13 protein-coding genes are annotated in these 15,347 nt (G+C 65.6%); 6 read left to right on the top strand and 7 right to left on the bottom strand.

All coding sequences use genetic code 11. The features are described 5' to 3' along the window. Positions 1-24: 24 nt before the first annotated feature. The 4 genes from ABQ137_RS18285 to ABQ137_RS18270 all read right to left on the bottom strand — a co-directional run bounded on the left by ABQ137_RS18285 (position 25) and on the right by ABQ137_RS18270 (position 5,268). The gene (locus ABQ137_RS18285; protein ID WP_349783316.1) at positions 25-1,554 is read right to left on the bottom strand and encodes a GMC family oxidoreductase; all 1,530 of its coding nucleotides are present in this window, start codon (positions 1,552-1,554) and stop codon (positions 25-27) included. Next, positions 1,551-2,909, bottom strand: a complete 1,359-nt coding sequence (locus tag ABQ137_RS18280) for an alpha/beta hydrolase (protein ID WP_349783329.1) — start codon at positions 2,907-2,909, stop codon at positions 1,551-1,553. Before ABQ137_RS18280 ends, ABQ137_RS18285 begins: the two co-directional genes overlap by 4 nt. Before the next feature lie 282 nt (positions 2,910-3,191). Continuing rightward, positions 3,192-3,836, bottom strand: a complete 645-nt coding sequence (locus ABQ137_RS18275) for a LuxR C-terminal-related transcriptional regulator (RefSeq protein ID WP_065031359.1) — start codon at positions 3,834-3,836, stop codon at positions 3,192-3,194. Continuing rightward, positions 3,829-5,268, bottom strand: coding sequence for an ATP-binding protein (locus ABQ137_RS18270; protein WP_349783315.1), 1,440 nt, complete (start codon positions 5,266-5,268; stop codon positions 3,829-3,831). Before ABQ137_RS18270 ends, ABQ137_RS18275 begins: the two co-directional genes overlap by 8 nt. A 216-nt stretch (positions 5,269-5,484) precedes the next feature. On the opposite strand from ABQ137_RS18270, the gene ABQ137_RS18265 reads away from it, so the two are divergent. Both ABQ137_RS18265 and ABQ137_RS18260 read left to right on the top strand, forming a co-directional pair. Continuing rightward, positions 5,485-6,393, top strand: coding sequence for a bestrophin family protein (locus ABQ137_RS18265; RefSeq protein WP_024939959.1), 909 nt, complete (start codon positions 5,485-5,487; stop codon positions 6,391-6,393). 14 nt (positions 6,394-6,407) lie between these two features. Further along, positions 6,408-7,322: a universal stress protein gene (locus tag ABQ137_RS18260; protein ID WP_104608354.1), complete on the top strand. Its 915-nt coding sequence runs from the start codon at positions 6,408-6,410 to the stop codon at positions 7,320-7,322. 307 nt (positions 7,323-7,629) lie between these two features. Here the strand turns inward: ABQ137_RS18260 and ABQ137_RS18255 are convergent, their stop codons facing one another. After that, positions 7,630-8,505 (bottom strand): LysR family transcriptional regulator, encoded by an 876-nt coding sequence (locus ABQ137_RS18255; RefSeq protein ID WP_349783314.1) that lies wholly within the window; start codon positions 8,503-8,505, stop codon positions 7,630-7,632. Positions 8,506-8,648: 143 nt separating this feature from the next. On the opposite strand from ABQ137_RS18255, the gene ABQ137_RS18250 reads away from it, so the two are divergent. Both ABQ137_RS18250 and ABQ137_RS18245 read left to right on the top strand, forming a co-directional pair. Then, positions 8,649-9,518: an NmrA family NAD(P)-binding protein gene (locus ABQ137_RS18250; protein WP_349783313.1), complete on the top strand. Its 870-nt coding sequence runs from the start codon at positions 8,649-8,651 to the stop codon at positions 9,516-9,518. Positions 9,519-9,572: 54 nt separating this feature from the next. Further along, entirely contained in the window at positions 9,573-10,055 is a 483-nt protein-coding gene (locus tag ABQ137_RS18245) for a GNAT family N-acetyltransferase (protein ID WP_349783312.1), read from the top strand. Positions 10,056-10,236: 181 nt separating this feature from the next. Here the strand turns inward: ABQ137_RS18245 and ABQ137_RS18240 are convergent, their stop codons facing one another. Then, entirely contained in the window at positions 10,237-10,542 is a 306-nt protein-coding gene (locus tag ABQ137_RS18240; RefSeq protein WP_349783311.1) for a hypothetical protein, read from the bottom strand. 613 nt (positions 10,543-11,155) lie between these two features. Here ABQ137_RS18240 and ABQ137_RS18235 point away from each other — a divergent pair. Both ABQ137_RS18235 and ABQ137_RS18230 read left to right on the top strand, forming a co-directional pair. After that, positions 11,156-13,414, top strand: coding sequence for a methyl-accepting chemotaxis protein (locus tag ABQ137_RS18235; protein ID WP_349783310.1), 2,259 nt, complete (start codon positions 11,156-11,158; stop codon positions 13,412-13,414). Between the two features lie 245 nt (positions 13,415-13,659). Further along, positions 13,660-13,935 (top strand): hypothetical protein, encoded by a 276-nt coding sequence (locus ABQ137_RS18230; protein ID WP_349783309.1) that lies wholly within the window; start codon positions 13,660-13,662, stop codon positions 13,933-13,935. Between the two features lie 343 nt (positions 13,936-14,278). Here ABQ137_RS18230 and ABQ137_RS18225 read toward each other — a convergent pair whose 3' ends face one another. Continuing rightward, positions 14,279-15,307: a Gfo/Idh/MocA family protein gene (locus ABQ137_RS18225; RefSeq protein WP_349783308.1), complete on the bottom strand. Its 1,029-nt coding sequence runs from the start codon at positions 15,305-15,307 to the stop codon at positions 14,279-14,281. Positions 15,308-15,347 lie beyond the last annotated feature (40 nt).

Raw genomic sequence — 15,347 nt, 5'->3', positions numbered from 1 at the left:
AGAGAGGTGGTGGTTGGCACGCAACTAGCGGGCGAGAAAACGCTCCGCCGTGCGCAGGCCAAGTGCCATCTGTGTCAGCGCGGGATTGGCTGCCAGCGCACTTGGAAAAATCGAGTTGTCGCAGATGTAGAGGTTGGCGATGTCGAATGCGCGGCCGTCCGGGTCGACCACGGCCTGCTCCGGATCGGTGCCCATCCGGCAGGTACCCAATGTGTGCGCGGAGCGGGCGGCGGCGAAGATGCGTTGTGCACCTGCCGCCTCCCAGATTGCGTGCAGCGATGCGCGTGCGTGGGCATCGATCGCGCGTTCGTTGGGCCCGTAGCTGAAGTCGATACGCGCCTTGCGCTGGCCGAAAGCATCGCACTCGTCGGACAGGCTTAGCCGGTTGGCATCTTGCGGCAGGCATTCGCCATTGATTCCGATGCCGGCCAGGCGGTTGTAGCGCGCCATGGTCGAGACGAGCTCCCTCCCCCACAGGCCTGCGCCACGTGCCAGGGTGTTGGCCAGGGTGATCGGCTGCACGCCCAGGCTCTGCACCAGATAGCCGCCAATGAAATCGGCATTGGTCGGGCGCAGCATGTCCTCGGTGATCAGCGACGAGGGGTAGCCACGGTTCATGCGCATGTCCGCATCGAACTCTCCCCACACCTGAGTGGCCACATGCGCCATGAAATTGCGCCCGACCTGACCGCTGGAGTTGGCCAGCCCCAGGTTGAGCAGCAAGCGCGGTGTTTCCACGCCGCCTGCGCACAGGAACAGGCTTGTGCAACGCTGGCGCAGTTCGCGTCCGTCCTGCTGGTAGACCACCGCGCTGACCATGCCACGCGCATCGCGCTCGAAATCGATGACCCGGCAGCCGGGTCGCAACTGGGCACCGTGCGCGCGCGCCAGCGGTAGCCAGGTGGTATCGACGCTCACCTTGGCGCCATTGCTGCAACCTTGATGACAGGCGCCGCAGTTGTTGCAGGCCGCGCGCATGCCGTGGTGCGGCTGCGCATGCGCCCTGGTCACCAACGCGGCAGGCGCGTCGGTGGCGGTGATGCCGAGCGTGCGGCAACCGCGCTCCATCGCGTTGGCCGACGCATTGCGCTGCGGCGGCGCATAGGCGTAGTTGCGCTCGGGATCCCACGGATAGTGCGCCGGCCCGGAGACGCCGATGAACTCCTCGACGCGTCGGATATAGGACAGCAGCTCTTCATGCGCGATCGGCCAGTCCATGCTGCGCTGCCCGGTGTGCGTCGACAGGCTCAGATCGCGCTTGTCCGGACGCGGGCAGAAGGCGCCCCAGTGCAGGGTCGAACCACCCAGGCCAGAACCGGAATTGTTGGCGCCGAATGCGGTGGGCGTCTGCCCGCCGCTCAGGCGCTCCTCCATCCAGTAGATGCCGGTGGTCAGCTCATCGGGCAGATGGGAGGCAGGGCTGAAGGCCGCACCCGCCTCCAGCACCACCACCGACAGACCTGCCTGTGCAAGCCGTGCGGCCAGCGGGCCGCCGCCTGCACCGCTGCCTACCACCACCACATCGACTGCAGCGTCGTGGATGCCCGGGTTCATCGCAGGCCTTCGGCAGGAAGCTGCCAGGCTTCCTGCCGGTCGGCTGCGGTGTGCTGATAGCCCAGGCTGTCGATACCGACACCGCCAACCGCAAAGCCGTCGTATCCCAATGCGGCCATCGTGGCGGGAAGGCTGACCCAGGTCCGCACGGCTCCGGCGCGCACATCCTCGAACCAGTGCGCCAGCTGCGCTGCATCCAGCCCATGTGCCGAGGAATCGCCAGCCGTCGCGCGCAACACCTCGCGCAGCCAATGGTCCTGGGTTTCCGCAGGCAGGCCAGCGAAGCCGTTGCTCAGCGCGTCGAGCGTGTCGAGCCCCAGCGGCATCGCCAGCCGATCGGGTGGCAACGCGGCATGGCGCCAACCATCTCCTGCGCCTTCGGCAAGCTGGACGTCGATCCGCCGTGCAATCGCGCGCGCATCGCTGGCCCCATCCAATACACGCGCAACGACTGCGCCGAGTATCTCCAGTTGATGCTGGCTCAGCACGCCTTGCGCATCTGCGGGTGGGCCAGCGTGCCGGCTGAGCAGCAGCTTGCGCATGCGCGGGGCAACCCGGTCTGCATTGAGCAGCCTGACGAAGTCATCGGGCAGGCACGTGTCCATGCTGCGCTCCACATGCGCTGCGATCAGCTGCGCCAGGTGTTGCGGTTGTTCGTAGGGGATCAGGTGCGCGGCATCGGCCACGACGGCGAGCCGCGCAGCGTGATAATGCGGCGCGTTCAACGTGCTTTGCGCGGCTTCGCCGAGGTCGCCATCCTCACTGCCGGCGAGGATCAACGCCGGCACGTGCATGCAGCCGGCCTGCGCGCTGCAGTCCTCACGACTGGCATGCGTAAGCCAGGCAATCCATGCTTTTGCATTGGTTCGCAGCACATCGTTTACAGCCGCGTCCCTCACAGGCGCAGGCAACCTCGCCGCACAGTTGTCGTCGATGAACTGCTCGGCCTCTTGCCGGGTGGGATGGCCCTTTTCGAACCAAGCCAGCATGGTCTGCCGGCGTGACTCCTCCATCGGCTCGGGCGCTGGCGGCGACGCCGCGACCAGGATCACGCCGGCCAGGCCGGCAAGCCCGGCCACGCCATCACGCGCCTGCGCCGCTGCCAGGGTGGCAATCTTTCCGCCCATGCTGTGTCCGACCGCAAACCAGCAGGTCGGTTGCCGCCGGATCACCTCGTCGACAAACCAGGTAACCAGTGCGGCGGTGTCGATATGCTGCAGCGGCGCCGCGTCTCCAAAGCCGGGAATATCGAGCGCCACACAATCGAAGCGCGCCTCCAGTCGCTGGATCACCCCAGACCACTCGTTGCTGCTGGACCCAAGGGCGTGCAGGAAGAACAGCGTCGGCTTCGCCATGTAACACCTCTCTCCATCAGGCGCGCATGATGACCGGCGCTTTGTCCATGCCTCGTGCAGATGAGTCCGACATCGTGTGATGACGTGAGGCTCGGCGCTTGTCCGGGAACACCACCCAGCGCATCCCGATCGGCATGCCTGCAAGGCGGCAGATCAGCGTCACACATGCGGCCTTGTCGCACGCCCTACATGCCAGCGTGCCGTTGCAACTGCATCGGGTTCAGCGGATAAGCATCTGCATCTGCATCGCTCGCCCGATGTCTTTCAAAGGAACAAGACGCCTCACACCAGGTCGCGATAATCCTGCAGGATCACCATCACCAACTGGCTGCGCGAGCGCACGTCGAGCTTGTTGAACAGCTGCTGGAAGGTGGCCTTGATCGCGCTTTCCGAACTGCCGAGCTGGCGTGCGATCAACTTGTTGGACTGCCCGCGCAGCAGGCCACGCAGCACTTCGCGCTCACGGTCGGTAAAACTAGGCCGGCTTTCCTGGGTGCCCTGGGCGACCAGCGATTGCAGATAACGCTGGTCGATCAGCACCCGGCCCATCGCCACCGCATGGATGCTGTCGATCAGTTCATCGGTGGAGACATCCTTGCGGCAGATACCGGACACGCCGAGCCGGATCAAGGCCAGTGCGTCGCGCTCGGGCAGGCCGGCGGTGACGACCAGCGTGGCCGGACGGCGCGCCTGCTCGGCCTGGCGCCGCATGTAGTCCAGCGCGTTGTACTCGCCCATGTCGTAGTCGAGGATGACCACGTCCGGCATCAGCGAGGCGATCTGTACGATGGCCTGCGCCAATGCGCCGGACTGCCCGACCACCTCGAAACGGGCGTCGGCACCGAGCAGGCGCAGCAGGCCCTCGCGGAACAGCGTGTGGTCGTCCAGCAGATAGAGGCGCACCGGTGCGCGCCGCGACTCATCCATCCGGCGCCTCCGCATATGCTGCGTGCGCCAGCGGCAGATGCAGCTCGAAACAGGCGCCTTCGCCGCCGGGCGCGTAACGCAGCAGACCGCCCTGGTTGGCCATCAGCGCACGCGAGATGTACAGCCCCAGCCCGGAGCCGTCGCTGTCGCTGCGGAACGGCTGGAACAGGCGGCCCGGCTCGGCAATGCCGGGCCCGGTGTCGCGCACGCTCAGCACCGCGCGCTCCTGCTCCAGGCGCGCACTGACGATCAACTGGCGGCGTTGCGGTGGCAGCGCCTGCACCGCGCGCAGCGAATTGCGCGCCAGATTGAGCAACACCTGCAACAGCGCGTGGCGGTCGCCGTGCACCGAGGGGAAGTCGGCCGCGATCTGGATCACCAGTTGGCCCTCGACATCCTCCCAGTCCGAACGGATGATCACATCCAGCTCGCTGCACAGCGTCTGCAGCCGCGTTTCATGCGCGTCGTCGGGCAGCTGCCGCCGCAGGTTGAAGGACGCCAGCTCCATCAGTGCCGCCACCAGGCTTCGCAACGCGGCCAGATCCGGATCAGCGCCAATCGCAGGATGCCGCGCCAGGTTGGAAGTGACCACGCCCGCCGCCGAACACAGGTTGCGGATCTCGTGCGACACCGCGCCGGCCAGCAGGCGATTGTTCTTCAGCACATCGTCGAAGTGCGCCGATTCGCGCGCGCGCACTTCCTCGCTGGTGTCGACCAGGATCGCGGCCAGGTGGCGCTCGGCGCTGTCTTCGTAGACCGAGAACCAGGTGGTGGCCGGGAAGCGGGTGCCGTCGCTGCGGCAGCCCCAGGTGCTGGCGGAGGTGCGCATGCCATCCAGGTTGGCGCTCATGCTCAGCGCGTCGTCCAGCAGCGGCAGGAACTCGCGCACCGCGCGGCCTTCCAGCCCGCCCTCCTCGGCCATGTCCAGGATCTCGTGCGCGGCGCGGTTGGCCGCCACGATGCGGCCGTCGCCGGCCACGGTCAGCAACGCCGCCGGGCTGCTCTCGGCAAGCAACCGCAATTGCCGCTCCAGCCGCCGGCGCAGCCGCTGTTCGGCGCGCAGCTGCACGTAATGGGCCAGGATCACCCGGCGCGTGCGGCTGATTTCAGCCACGAGCAACCCGCAGCCGGCATAGGCAATCGTCGCCATGAAAAAGCGCAGTGCCTGTTCGACCGGGGTTTCTTCGGTGACGAACAGGCCGCGCAGTACCGCGCAGGCGATCGCCGCAATGACGATGTCGCGCCGCGATAGCACCGTGGCCGCCAGCACCACCGGCAGGATGTACAGCAGCCCCAGCGATACGCCCAGGTGCGAGTACCACTCCGCCCACACCAGCGAGGCCAGCATCGCCAGCGACGCCCACAGCGTCGGGCCGCGATTGAGCTTGACCACCTGTCCGCGCCACTTGAATGGCAGTCTCAGTCTGTCCATTGCCTACCCATGCACCTGCGCTGCAATGCCGCTCCTCTATTGCGGTGGTTGATGCCACAGCATCGTGGCCAGGGCTGCGGATTTCACCTATCGAAAGATAGGCCGGCCGCATCGTTCGGACGGTGCGCGCACTGTCCAACGCTGGCGCAAGGATGGCAGACACGACCGTGGAGGCTGGGTGTAATGCATCCACCCCACGTCGATGTTGCCTCTCCCATGATCACCCGCGATACGTTTCCGTTGCGACGCATCTGGCCCAAGACCTACAAGCGCCTGCTGGTGTTGCTGGCGTTCGACTGCGCCGTGGCCGTGCTCTACACCTTCTTCGGCTGGCAGTGGCTGTCGATCGAAGCCTTGCCGCTGGCCCAGCTCGGCTCGGCGCTCACCATCTTCCTGGCGTTCCGCGCCAATGCGGCCTATGGCCGCTGGTGGGAAGCGCGCCAACTCTGGGGCGCGCTGGTGAACACCTCGCGCGCCATCGCACGCCAGGCCCTGACCGCGCTGGATGTGGACCCGGCCGACCCGCGCCAGGCTGCACTGCGCGACGATATCGTGGTGCACCAGGTCGCCTTCGTGCACGCCTTGCGCTGTCACCTGCGCCGGCAGAACCCGTTCCCCGAGCTGGCCGGGCTGCTCGGCCAGGCACGCGCCGACGACCTGCGCGGCTACGCCAACATCCCCAACGCGCTGACCCTGCGGCTGGGCCAGCAACTGCAGCAGGCGCGCGACTGGGGCATGCTCGACAGCCTGCGCTGGTCGTCGCTGGACGCCAACCTCACCACGCTGGCCAATATCCAGGGCGCCTGCGAACGCATCAAGAACACCCCGCTGCCGCGGCAGTTCTCCTCGCTGCCGCGCACGCTGGTGAACATGTATTGCTGGCTGGTGCCGCTGGGCCTGATCGCCGGCATGGGCCTGGCCATGCCGATCGCCTCGGTGCTGATCAGCTTCACCCTGATCGCCATCGACAGCGCCAGCAGCGCCATCGAAGACCCGTTCGAGAACACCGTGCACGACACCCCGATGACCGCACTGTCGCGCGGCATCGAACTCACCCTGCGCGAAATGCTGGGTCAGCGCGTACCGCTGCGCGAAGTGCGCGCCATCGACGGTTTCATCTACTGACCACGGAGCCAGCCATGCAGACCACCCCCACCCACCTGATCTTTGCCACCAATTTTTCCGAGACCTGCCATGCCGCCATCCCGACCGTGGCGCAACTGGTGGACCGCCTGCGCGCACGCCTGACCATCCTGCACGTGCACGCCAAGGGCAAGCGTGCGCAGGCCCAGCAGTCGCTGGATGCGTTCTTTGCCGAGGCTTCAAACTACCCGGGCTGCGAGCGTGCACTTGCCGGCGGCCCCGCCGCCGCCGGCATCGTCTCGTTCTGCCGCAGCCGCGACGACGCGCTGCTGATCATGCCGCCGTCCGAGCGCACCGGCCTGCCGCGCCCGCTGCATGTGTCGTTGCGCGCGCGGGTGCTGCAACGCGTGGCCACGCCCATGCTCACCCTGCCCTATGCTGACGCGATCCCGCGCGATGGCGCTGTCGGCGGTCACGTGGCCTGCTGGATCACCGGCCGCGAAACCAGCCTGGAATCGCTGCGCGATGCCGCCGCCCTGGCGCGTCGCCGCGGCGCCGACCTGCATCTGCTGCACGTCGTGCCGGAAGTCAGCGAAGGCCTGCTGGTGGACAGCCTGTTCAACGACAAGCCGCTGAGCGAAGACGCGGCTGCCAGCTGGCTCGGCGACCTGGTCCAGCAGCTGCCCGACGAGGACCTGCGCGTGCGCATCCACGTGGCCGTCGGCAATCCGCGGCGCGAGATCGCCGGCCTGCTTAAACGCGCCTGCGCCGATGTGCTGGTGGTCGAACACGACGCCCTCGTCCGCCGTGGCGTCTGGCGTTCCTCGCTGCAGTCGGCACTGGCAAAGACGCCGTGCGTGCTGATCTGCCTGCCGCCGCCCCATCTGCGCCGCCCGATCCTGGGCGCTGGCGGCGACCACGCCGACGCCGCGCCCGGCCGCCGCCTGGCCAGGCGGCTCTTGCGCGTGTGAGGGACCGGGTGCTCGGCGCGCGGCTGGCTGGGCATCTGCAGTGGTCAGCTGTGCAAGGGAGGGCTTGCCTCATTGCGGCATGCATCCCTGAGCGCAAGGCGGTTCTACCGACGTCATGACGAGGCCGCGCGTCCCCGAACGAGCATATTCGAGCACGCGCAACCGCGCCTGCCATCCATGTGTTGATCGGTTTATCGATCATCACTTTCGCAGCGTTGTCTACACCTCGGTGGTGGATCTTTCCAGGCGATAACGCGTCCACGCTGGCTGCCACACATGGTGGCGCGCGCAAGCTGGAGGCAGCGCCCTACCCCTTGAGCACAAGCAAGGCGTCCGGATACCTCTCGCACATGAAGTCCACGAAGGCGCGCACCTTCGGGGCAGCCAGGCGCCTGGACGTGTGCAACACCCACAGCGCCGGCTCCGCGCCAGCGATGGTGCCCCACTGCACCAGTTCGCCACGCGCGAGCTGGTTCCAGGCGATCGACTGCGGAATGAGCGCGATGCCACCGCCTGCCATCGCCGCGTCGCGGACCATCAGGAACGAGGAAAACCGCAGTCGTGGAATGGGTTCCAGGACCAGACGCCCGTCATCGAGCGTCCATGTGGTCGGCTGGAAGCTCGACATCACCACAGCGGGAATGGGTGTGACCGCGCCGCCGGTCGGCATGGCGATGCCGGGGGCGGCCACGACCACCAGCCGATCCCTGGCGAAGCAGCGCCCGACCAGGCTGCTGTCCGGGCTGGGGTTGATCCGGATCGCCACATCGAACTGCTCTTCCACCAGATCGACCGTGCGGTCCTCGGCCACCACCTCCAGCGTGATCTCCGGATAGGCAGCGCAGAACTCTGCGCCGATGCGCCCCATCGCCAGTTGCGAGAACAGCACCGGCGATGCTACCCGCAAGCGTCCGCGCGGGCTCGAGAGCCCCTCGCGTGCGGCTGCCATGGCCTCGGCCACCTCGCTCAACGGCACTTCGGTGCGCTCCATCAGCAGCTGCCCGGCATCGGTGAGCCTGAGGCCACGTGCGCTGCGCTCGACCAGTCGCACTCCCAGTTGCTCCTCCAGCTCGGCGATGCGACGCGACAGGGTCGCCTTGGATCTGCCGCTGGCACGGCTTGCCTTTCCGAGGCCCTGGTTCGCTGCGACCAGCGCGAAATCGATCAATGCATTGAGATCCATGGTGTTCCAGATTTGAAACCAGGCGTCTACATCTTGGCGTCTTCGTATTGGCGATGCAACGGCCTATCGTCTCGTCACCGCAACGCCAAGCGCAGCGGACATGTCGCAATGACGCCTCTTTCCATCCATAGCAGGAGATTCACGTGAGCATTCTCGTTACCGGTGCCACCGGCACCATCGGTTCTCTGATCACCCAGGGCCTGGCCGACGCAGGCGCCAAGGTCAAGGCACTGGTTCGCCAACCCGGCAAGCGCACTTTCCCGGCCGGTGTCACCGAGGTGGTCGCAGACCTCACCGACGTCGCGTCGATGCGCGCCGCGTTGTCGTCGGCGCGCACACTGTTCCTGTTGAATGCGGTCACTCCCGACGAAGTGACGCAGGCGCTGATCGCCTTGAATCTTGCCAAGGAAGCAGGGATCGAGCGCATCGTGTACCTGTCGGTGATCCATGCCGACAGGTTCACCAACGTGCCGCACTTCACCGGCAAGCACACGGTCGAGCGCATGATCGAAAGCCTCGACATTGCTGCCACGATTCTGCGCCCGGCGTATTTCATGCAGAACGAAGCGATGATCCAGCAGACGATTCAACAGTACGCTGTCTACCCGATGCCGATCGGCTCGGCAGGTGTGGCCATGATCGATGCGCGCGACATCGCCGACATCGCGGTTGCCGAGTTGCTGCGCCGCGACCGCGCACCCGCCGCACTTGAGCGTGTCACGCTCGAACTGGTCGGCCCGCATGCAGTGACAGGCCCCTCCGCCGCGAAGGTCTGGAGTGCGGCGCTTGGGCGCGAGATCGCCTATGCGGGCGATGACGTGGCTGCCTTCGAAGCGCAGATGGCAGCCTACGGCCCCTCCTGGCTGGCCTATGACATGCGCCTGATGATGGCCGGCATCCAGACCCACGGCATGCGGGCGGCCGACGGCGCGGTAGAAAAACTGCAGGCCATGCTGGGGCGTCCGCTGCGCACCTACGAAGACTTTGTGCGCGAGGCGACGGCTCGGGCCTGAGCGCAGGTGGCGCGGCAGGCGTGGCGATCACGGGGCAGGATGTCATGCCGCTGCATGGCAACTGCGCGTCTGAGGCAGACTTTGCAGATGGACACGATTCGGCCGTATCAATCTCGGGACTTCGACGCCTGCATGGCGCTCTTCGATGCGAATGTGCCGGTGTTCTTCAGCGCCGGTGAACGTGCCGACTTTGCCGGCTTCCTGAGCCATCACGCCGCGGCGTGGCACTACCAACTACTAGAGCGCGGCAACGCTGTCGCTGGCTGCGCCGGCTACGCGATCGGCGCCGATGGCACAACGGCGAGCTTGTGCTGGGGCATGGTCCACCCGCGCCTGCACCGCTGCGGCGTGGGGACGCAGTTGCTCCTGGCCCGGCTTGAAGCATTGCGCCAGATGCCGGATGTCCGGCATGTCATCTTGGATACCAGTCAACACACCCGGCAGTTCTATGCCCGCTTCGGCTTTGTGGTGCAGCAAGTGACGGTGGATGGCTATGCGCCCGGACTGGAGCGCTGGGATATGGCGCTCGATCTTTAGTGCTGGGTGCCACGTGCAGCAGCGTTCGAGCTGTGCAGTAGCGATGTTGTTCACGGCATATGGATGCCCGGCGGTCGTGCAGACAAGCAGCCTTGCCGTCCCATCGCTTTTTCGGGCTGGTCACCAGTGCCCGCCACCGGACACGATTCTCTGGACACGTCCTACTGCTGGAGCGGCACGCTTATCGCGCTGCGTCCTTGTTCACCTGCGCGCGTGCGAGCGCGCTGGCCGATACCAGCAGATCCGGCAGTTCCTGGCGGAAGGCCTCGGCTTGCCCGGCCTGCAAGATCCCGTGAAAGCTTGCGTTGTCGAACACCGGCCTGTCCTGCAGGAAGAAGCCATCGCGGCCTTGCACGACGAAATGGAAACACGCCTGCCAGCGCGGGTCCGGGCTGGCCGACAACTGCACTACCACCTCGCTGCCGGCTGATGCGGTGCTCGCCGGGGTGACCGTGATCGTTCGCGCGGTGATCTGACTGCTGTTCATGCCGACCATGATCGCGCTTGGGACGTGGTGGCGGAGTGAGCCGGTGATGGCACCACATGACATCCGGAGCGGAAGCGCCGACTGACCAACGTGTCGAGACACCGGCCAGCGCGCATGCCTGACACCAGCGACGATGGTGCCAACCGTTGCAACCGCACTGGCACGTGTCTTCCGACGTGCCGGCAACGTTGCCGACGTCCTTGCGAGTTCGCCTTTGCCGACACTGCGTGCAGACACAAGATGCCGGCCAGGCGACGCAGCGGCAGATCGATGCGCATCCCGCCAGCAACGCTTGCGCTGGACGCTGCATCGCGCGCCGCCGACGACGGAATGATCAGATGGGTCATTCATGCAGCGGCTGCCTGTCAATCGGCACAGACCAGACATCAAGAGCAGCGCGGATGCGAGCAACGTCTTCAGTATCGTGCTGACGTCGTCGCGCTGCCAGTCGGTTTTTTCCTGACCGGCGTGAATAAAAACGCACCCTAAATACGAGCCGGGATGATTGGTTCAAGTTTCCGATTTTTGCGTCGTTATCACGTTGCCGAGGCATTCACGCGAACATCACGCGACCTGCCGCCGGTGCCACCCACTGGACATCAGGACGACCCGCATGACCGCCTATTTGCAACGCTATAACGTCGGGCGCCGTCTCGGCGTCGCCTTCGGCATCCTGATTCTGTTGTCGAGCCTGCTGGTGGCAACCGGCCTGGTCACCATGGCCAAAGCACGACAGCAATTCGATTTCATCGTGCTTGACCGCATGGCCAAGATCCAGATCGGCAACGGCATGCTGGATGCCAACTCATCGATCCTGATCGCGCTGGGCACCTATGCCATGGCCACCAGCGACGAACTCAACAACGAAGCGCTGGCCACCATCAAGGCGCAGCGCCAGCGCTACAACGACCTGCGGGCCAAGCTCGATACGCTGCCCAGCTCCGAGGAAGGTCGCAAGATTCGCGCCGAGATGGACGCGCGACGCGCCATCTCGGGCAAGATCAACGACCAGGTCATGGCGCTTGCCGCTCAAAACGACAACGCGCCTGCGCAAGCCTTGCTCAGCGAAAAGGCACGCCCGGCGACGATGGCGTGGCAGGACAAGATCCGCGAACTGGTGACCCGTCAGGAAGGCCAGAGCCAGCAAGCCTATGCCGATGCGGTGGCGTCGATGAATCGCGGCAAGCTGCTGATCATCTTCGGTGGCATTGCCGTGGTGGTGATCAGCAGCCTGCTCGCCTGGCTCATCACCCGCAGCCTGACCCAGCCGCTTGCACGCGCCACCAACGCCGCAGAGGCGATTGCCAACGGCCAGCTGGACAACGACGTGGAAAGCGACGCCAAAGATGAAACCGGCCGCCTGTTGCGTGCCATGCGTGGCATGCAGAAGCAGTTGCAATCCTTGCTCGACGCGCAGAGCGACATGGCCAGGCGCCACGATGATGGCCAGACCAGTTTCCGCATCGATGCTGCGGCGTTTCCTGGCGACTACGGCCGCATGGCCAAGGACACCAATACGCTGGTGGCGTCGCATCTGGCGGTGCAGACCAACCTGGCACGCATCATGGGGCGCTACGCCATCGGCGACCTCAGCGAGAGCATGGACCGCCTGCCCGGCGAGAAGGCGGTGCTGACGCAGACCATGGACGAGGTAAAGGCCAATCTGTCTGCGATGAACCGCGAGATCAAGCAGCTGGCGCAATCCGCAGCCAACGGCGACTTCAGCGCACGCGGCGATGCCGAGCGTTTCCAGTACGACTTCCATGTGATGGTCGATAGCCTCAACCAGTTGATGGCCACTGCCGACGGCAACCTGCAATCGCTGTCGTCGCTGCTGCAGTCCATCGCCGCAGGCGACCTCACCGCGCGGATGACCGGCGACTTCAAGGGCGTGTTCGCGCAGATGCGTGATGATGCCAACGCCACTGCCGCGCAGTTGGCCGAGATTGTCGGCCGTATCCAGCACTCGGCCGTGTCGATCAATTCTGCCGCCAGCGAAATCGCTGCCGGCAATCAGGACCTGTCGCAGCGTACCGAACAGCAGGCCGCCAACCTGGAAGAAACCGCCGCGTCGATGGAAGAGCTGACCTCCACCGTGCGCCAGAATGCCGAACACGCCCGTCAGGCCAATCAACTGGCAATCGGTGCGGCAGGCGTGGCATCGCAGGGCGGCGAGATCGTGAGCAAGGTGGTGGGCACCATGGCCGGTATCGAGGCCTCGTCCAAGAAGATTGCCGACATCATCTCCGTCATCGACGGGATCTCGTTCCAGACCAACATCCTGGCCTTGAATGCGGCGGTGGAAGCGGCACGTGCCGGCGAACAGGGCCGCGGCTTTGCGGTGGTGGCATCGGAAGTCCGCACCCTGGCCCAGCGCTCCACCGCTGCGGCGAAGGAGATCAAGAGCCTGATCGACGATTCGGTCGAGCGGGTCGCCGAAGGCTCGACGCTGGTGCACACGGCAGGCTCCACGATGGCCGAAATCGTGGCCAGCGTGCAGCGCGTGACCGACATCATGGGCGAGATTTCTGCGGCATCGCAGGAACAGTCGGCCGGTATCGAACAGGTCAACACCACCGTGACACAGATGGACGAAACCACGCAGCAAAACGCAGCGCTGGTGGAAGAAGCCACTGCCGCCGCACGCTCGATGGAAGAACAGGCCGTGCAGCTGACGCAGGCGGTAGCGGTGTTCAAGATCAGCGAGGGCAGCACGCGCACCACGCGGCCGGCAGCGCCGGTTGCGGCAAAGCTCAGCGAGATTGCGGGCCGGCCTGCCGCTGTCAAAAGCCCGCTACGCCAGGCACCTGTAGCGAAACGGGCGGTGGCCGCAGGCGCATCGCATGATGCAAGCGACTGGCAGGAGTTCTGATCTGTCGCAGCGCAAACAACGGCCCGGCTAGTCCGGGCCGTTTGCTTTTGAGGGCTGAGCGCATCTGCAACTGACCTACACGACAAAGCGATCCGTCACCGGATGTGCGAACGCCTGCACGATGCCTTAACCCGCCCGGCCTATGCTGCGCCGGGCTGGACCGCGCGGCGCCCTGTTGCGCCGAATATCGATCGCCGTTGTCGTCCATGCCCCCGGAAGATCAAAGACATCGCAAAGGAGACTGTATGAAGAAGCTGCACACGCTTATGGCTGTCGGTTGCCTGCTGGGTCTGAGTTCGCCTGCATCTGCCGAGATCGCCAATCTGACCAATAGCGCCGATGGCGCCAATCGCGACGCGGGTATCGCGGCGGTAAAGCAGAAATTGCAGGACGCCTGCAAGTCGCGCAACGGTAGCGTGGATCTGGATTCGTTCGAGGTGGTGTTCGAGAGGACCAGCAAGAACCCGGACGTCCCAAAGCCCTATTATGTGGACGCGAAAATCAAATGCGACCTGCCCTAAGAGCGGCTAACGAAACGCGCCTGGCAGTGCCAAAGCGCGTCTATCGCGCATCGAGCATATAGATAGTGACAAGGCCCCGCATACGCGGGGTTTTGTTTTTACGGCGGCCGGCCCTGCGCGTCGGGCCGGCGCTTGAAGAGCGTCGATCCCATCCTGTTCGTGAAAGACCGCATTCCGGCGAGCTACGCGTTGATCGTCGCTCGCCTGCGCTGGTCGGCAGGCGGGCGGGCTTGCATCAGCTGCAATACGTGCTGCACTTGGCGATGCGGTTCTTGAACGTCGTGCGTGATCGTGCGCTGCGCTCTCTGCAAACGCGCCTTGGCTGATGCAGACGCCCTACCCGCTATCCCAGCTGTGCCCGCGCGGTATCCAGGGTGGTCATGATCTGGATCACTTCATCCAGCGGATGGAGTGGAGATTCCTTGCGCCCTTCCCCGATGTAACGCGCCGCGGCTGTCGCTTGCCACGACAGGCCCGCGTAGCCGCTGATCCCGGTCGGATCCATCCACACTGCGGGCATGCCGGCGTGGTCGTTGCCGACCAGGCTCAGCGTGGTCGGATTGTGGAATTCGCCGGCAAGGTCGATGCGTCCCTGGCTGCCGGTGACATAGGCGGTGGAACTGCTGCGGGCCACGATGGAACTGATCAGCGTGGATTGCGCGGTGCCGCCATGCGACAGCACCATGGTCGAGAAGGCATCCACGCCGGTGTCGGTCAGCGCGCCGGTGGTCGTGATCGCGGTCGGTGCGCCCAGGATCATCGAAGAGAACTGCACCGCATACACGCCCAGGTCCAGCAGCGCGCCGCCGCCGAGCGCAGGATTGCGCTGGCGGTGCGTCGCATCGTCAGGGCCGCGTTGGCTCAGATCGGCGAACACATGGCGAAGCTCGCCCAACGCGCCATCGGCCAGCAGTTTCCGCAGCACCGAGGTATGCGGCAGGTAGCGGCTCCACATGGCTTCCATCAGGAACAGACCGCGCTGCCGCGCCTCCTGCACCAGCACGCGCGCATCGTCGGCGCAGGTGGTCATGGGCTTTTCGATCAACACATGTTTGCCCGCGCGCAGCGCCAGCAAGCCCTGCTGCAGATGTTCGCTGTGCGGGGTGGCGATATAGACGATGTCGACATCGTGGTCTTCGACCAGCGCCTCGTAGCTGTCATAGGCGCGCTGCATCGCCCAGGTGCTCGCAAAGGCCTCGGCACGCGCACGCGTGCGCGAGGCCACTGCAAATGGTCGTTGCCCGGTATGGCGGCGCAGCGCGCTCACGAACGCCGAGGCGATCGCTCCAGGCCCCAGCACTCCCCACCGCAACGCGGGCTCGCCACGCTGCGGCAGGAACAGCTCGGGCTCGGGAAACACTGTGGGCGTCATGCGCTTGGCCTCCTGGATAGCATGTGCGCGCATCCTAGCA

The sequence above is a fragment of the Xanthomonas sp. WHRI 8393 genome (assembly GCF_040203315.1).
GTDB lineage: Bacteria > Pseudomonadota > Gammaproteobacteria > Xanthomonadales > Xanthomonadaceae > Xanthomonas > Xanthomonas arboricola.
This window is presented reverse-complemented; position numbering and strand designations above follow the sequence as displayed.

What these genes read in the sequence shown, in the direction of transcription:
- ABQ137_RS18285 (WP_349783316.1), bottom strand. Translation starts at nt 1,554, where the DNA reads ATGAACCCGGGCATCCACGACGCTGCAGTCGATGTGGTGGTGGTAGGC.
- ABQ137_RS18280 (WP_349783329.1), bottom strand. Translation starts at nt 2,909, where the DNA reads ATGGCGAAGCCGACGCTGTTCTTCCTGCACGCCCTTGGGTCCAGCAGC.
- ABQ137_RS18275 (WP_065031359.1), bottom strand. Translation starts at nt 3,836, where the DNA reads ATGGATGAGTCGCGGCGCGCACCGGTGCGCCTCTATCTGCTGGACGAC.
- ABQ137_RS18270 (WP_349783315.1), bottom strand. Translation starts at nt 5,268, where the DNA reads ATGGACAGACTGAGACTGCCATTCAAGTGGCGCGGACAGGTGGTCAAG.
- ABQ137_RS18265 (WP_024939959.1), top strand. Translation starts at nt 5,485, where the DNA reads ATGATCACCCGCGATACGTTTCCGTTGCGACGCATCTGGCCCAAGACC.
- ABQ137_RS18260 (WP_104608354.1), top strand. Translation starts at nt 6,408, where the DNA reads ATGCAGACCACCCCCACCCACCTGATCTTTGCCACCAATTTTTCCGAG.
- ABQ137_RS18255 (WP_349783314.1), bottom strand. Translation starts at nt 8,505, where the DNA reads ATGGATCTCAATGCATTGATCGATTTCGCGCTGGTCGCAGCGAACCAG.
- ABQ137_RS18245 (WP_349783312.1), top strand. Translation starts at nt 9,573, where the DNA reads ATGGCAACTGCGCGTCTGAGGCAGACTTTGCAGATGGACACGATTCGG.
- ABQ137_RS18240 (WP_349783311.1), bottom strand. Translation starts at nt 10,542, where the DNA reads ATGAACAGCAGTCAGATCACCGCGCGAACGATCACGGTCACCCCGGCG.
- ABQ137_RS18235 (WP_349783310.1), top strand. Translation starts at nt 11,156, where the DNA reads ATGACCGCCTATTTGCAACGCTATAACGTCGGGCGCCGTCTCGGCGTC.
- ABQ137_RS18230 (WP_349783309.1), top strand. Translation starts at nt 13,660, where the DNA reads ATGAAGAAGCTGCACACGCTTATGGCTGTCGGTTGCCTGCTGGGTCTG.
- ABQ137_RS18225 (WP_349783308.1), bottom strand. Translation starts at nt 15,307, where the DNA reads ATGACGCCCACAGTGTTTCCCGAGCCCGAGCTGTTCCTGCCGCAGCGT.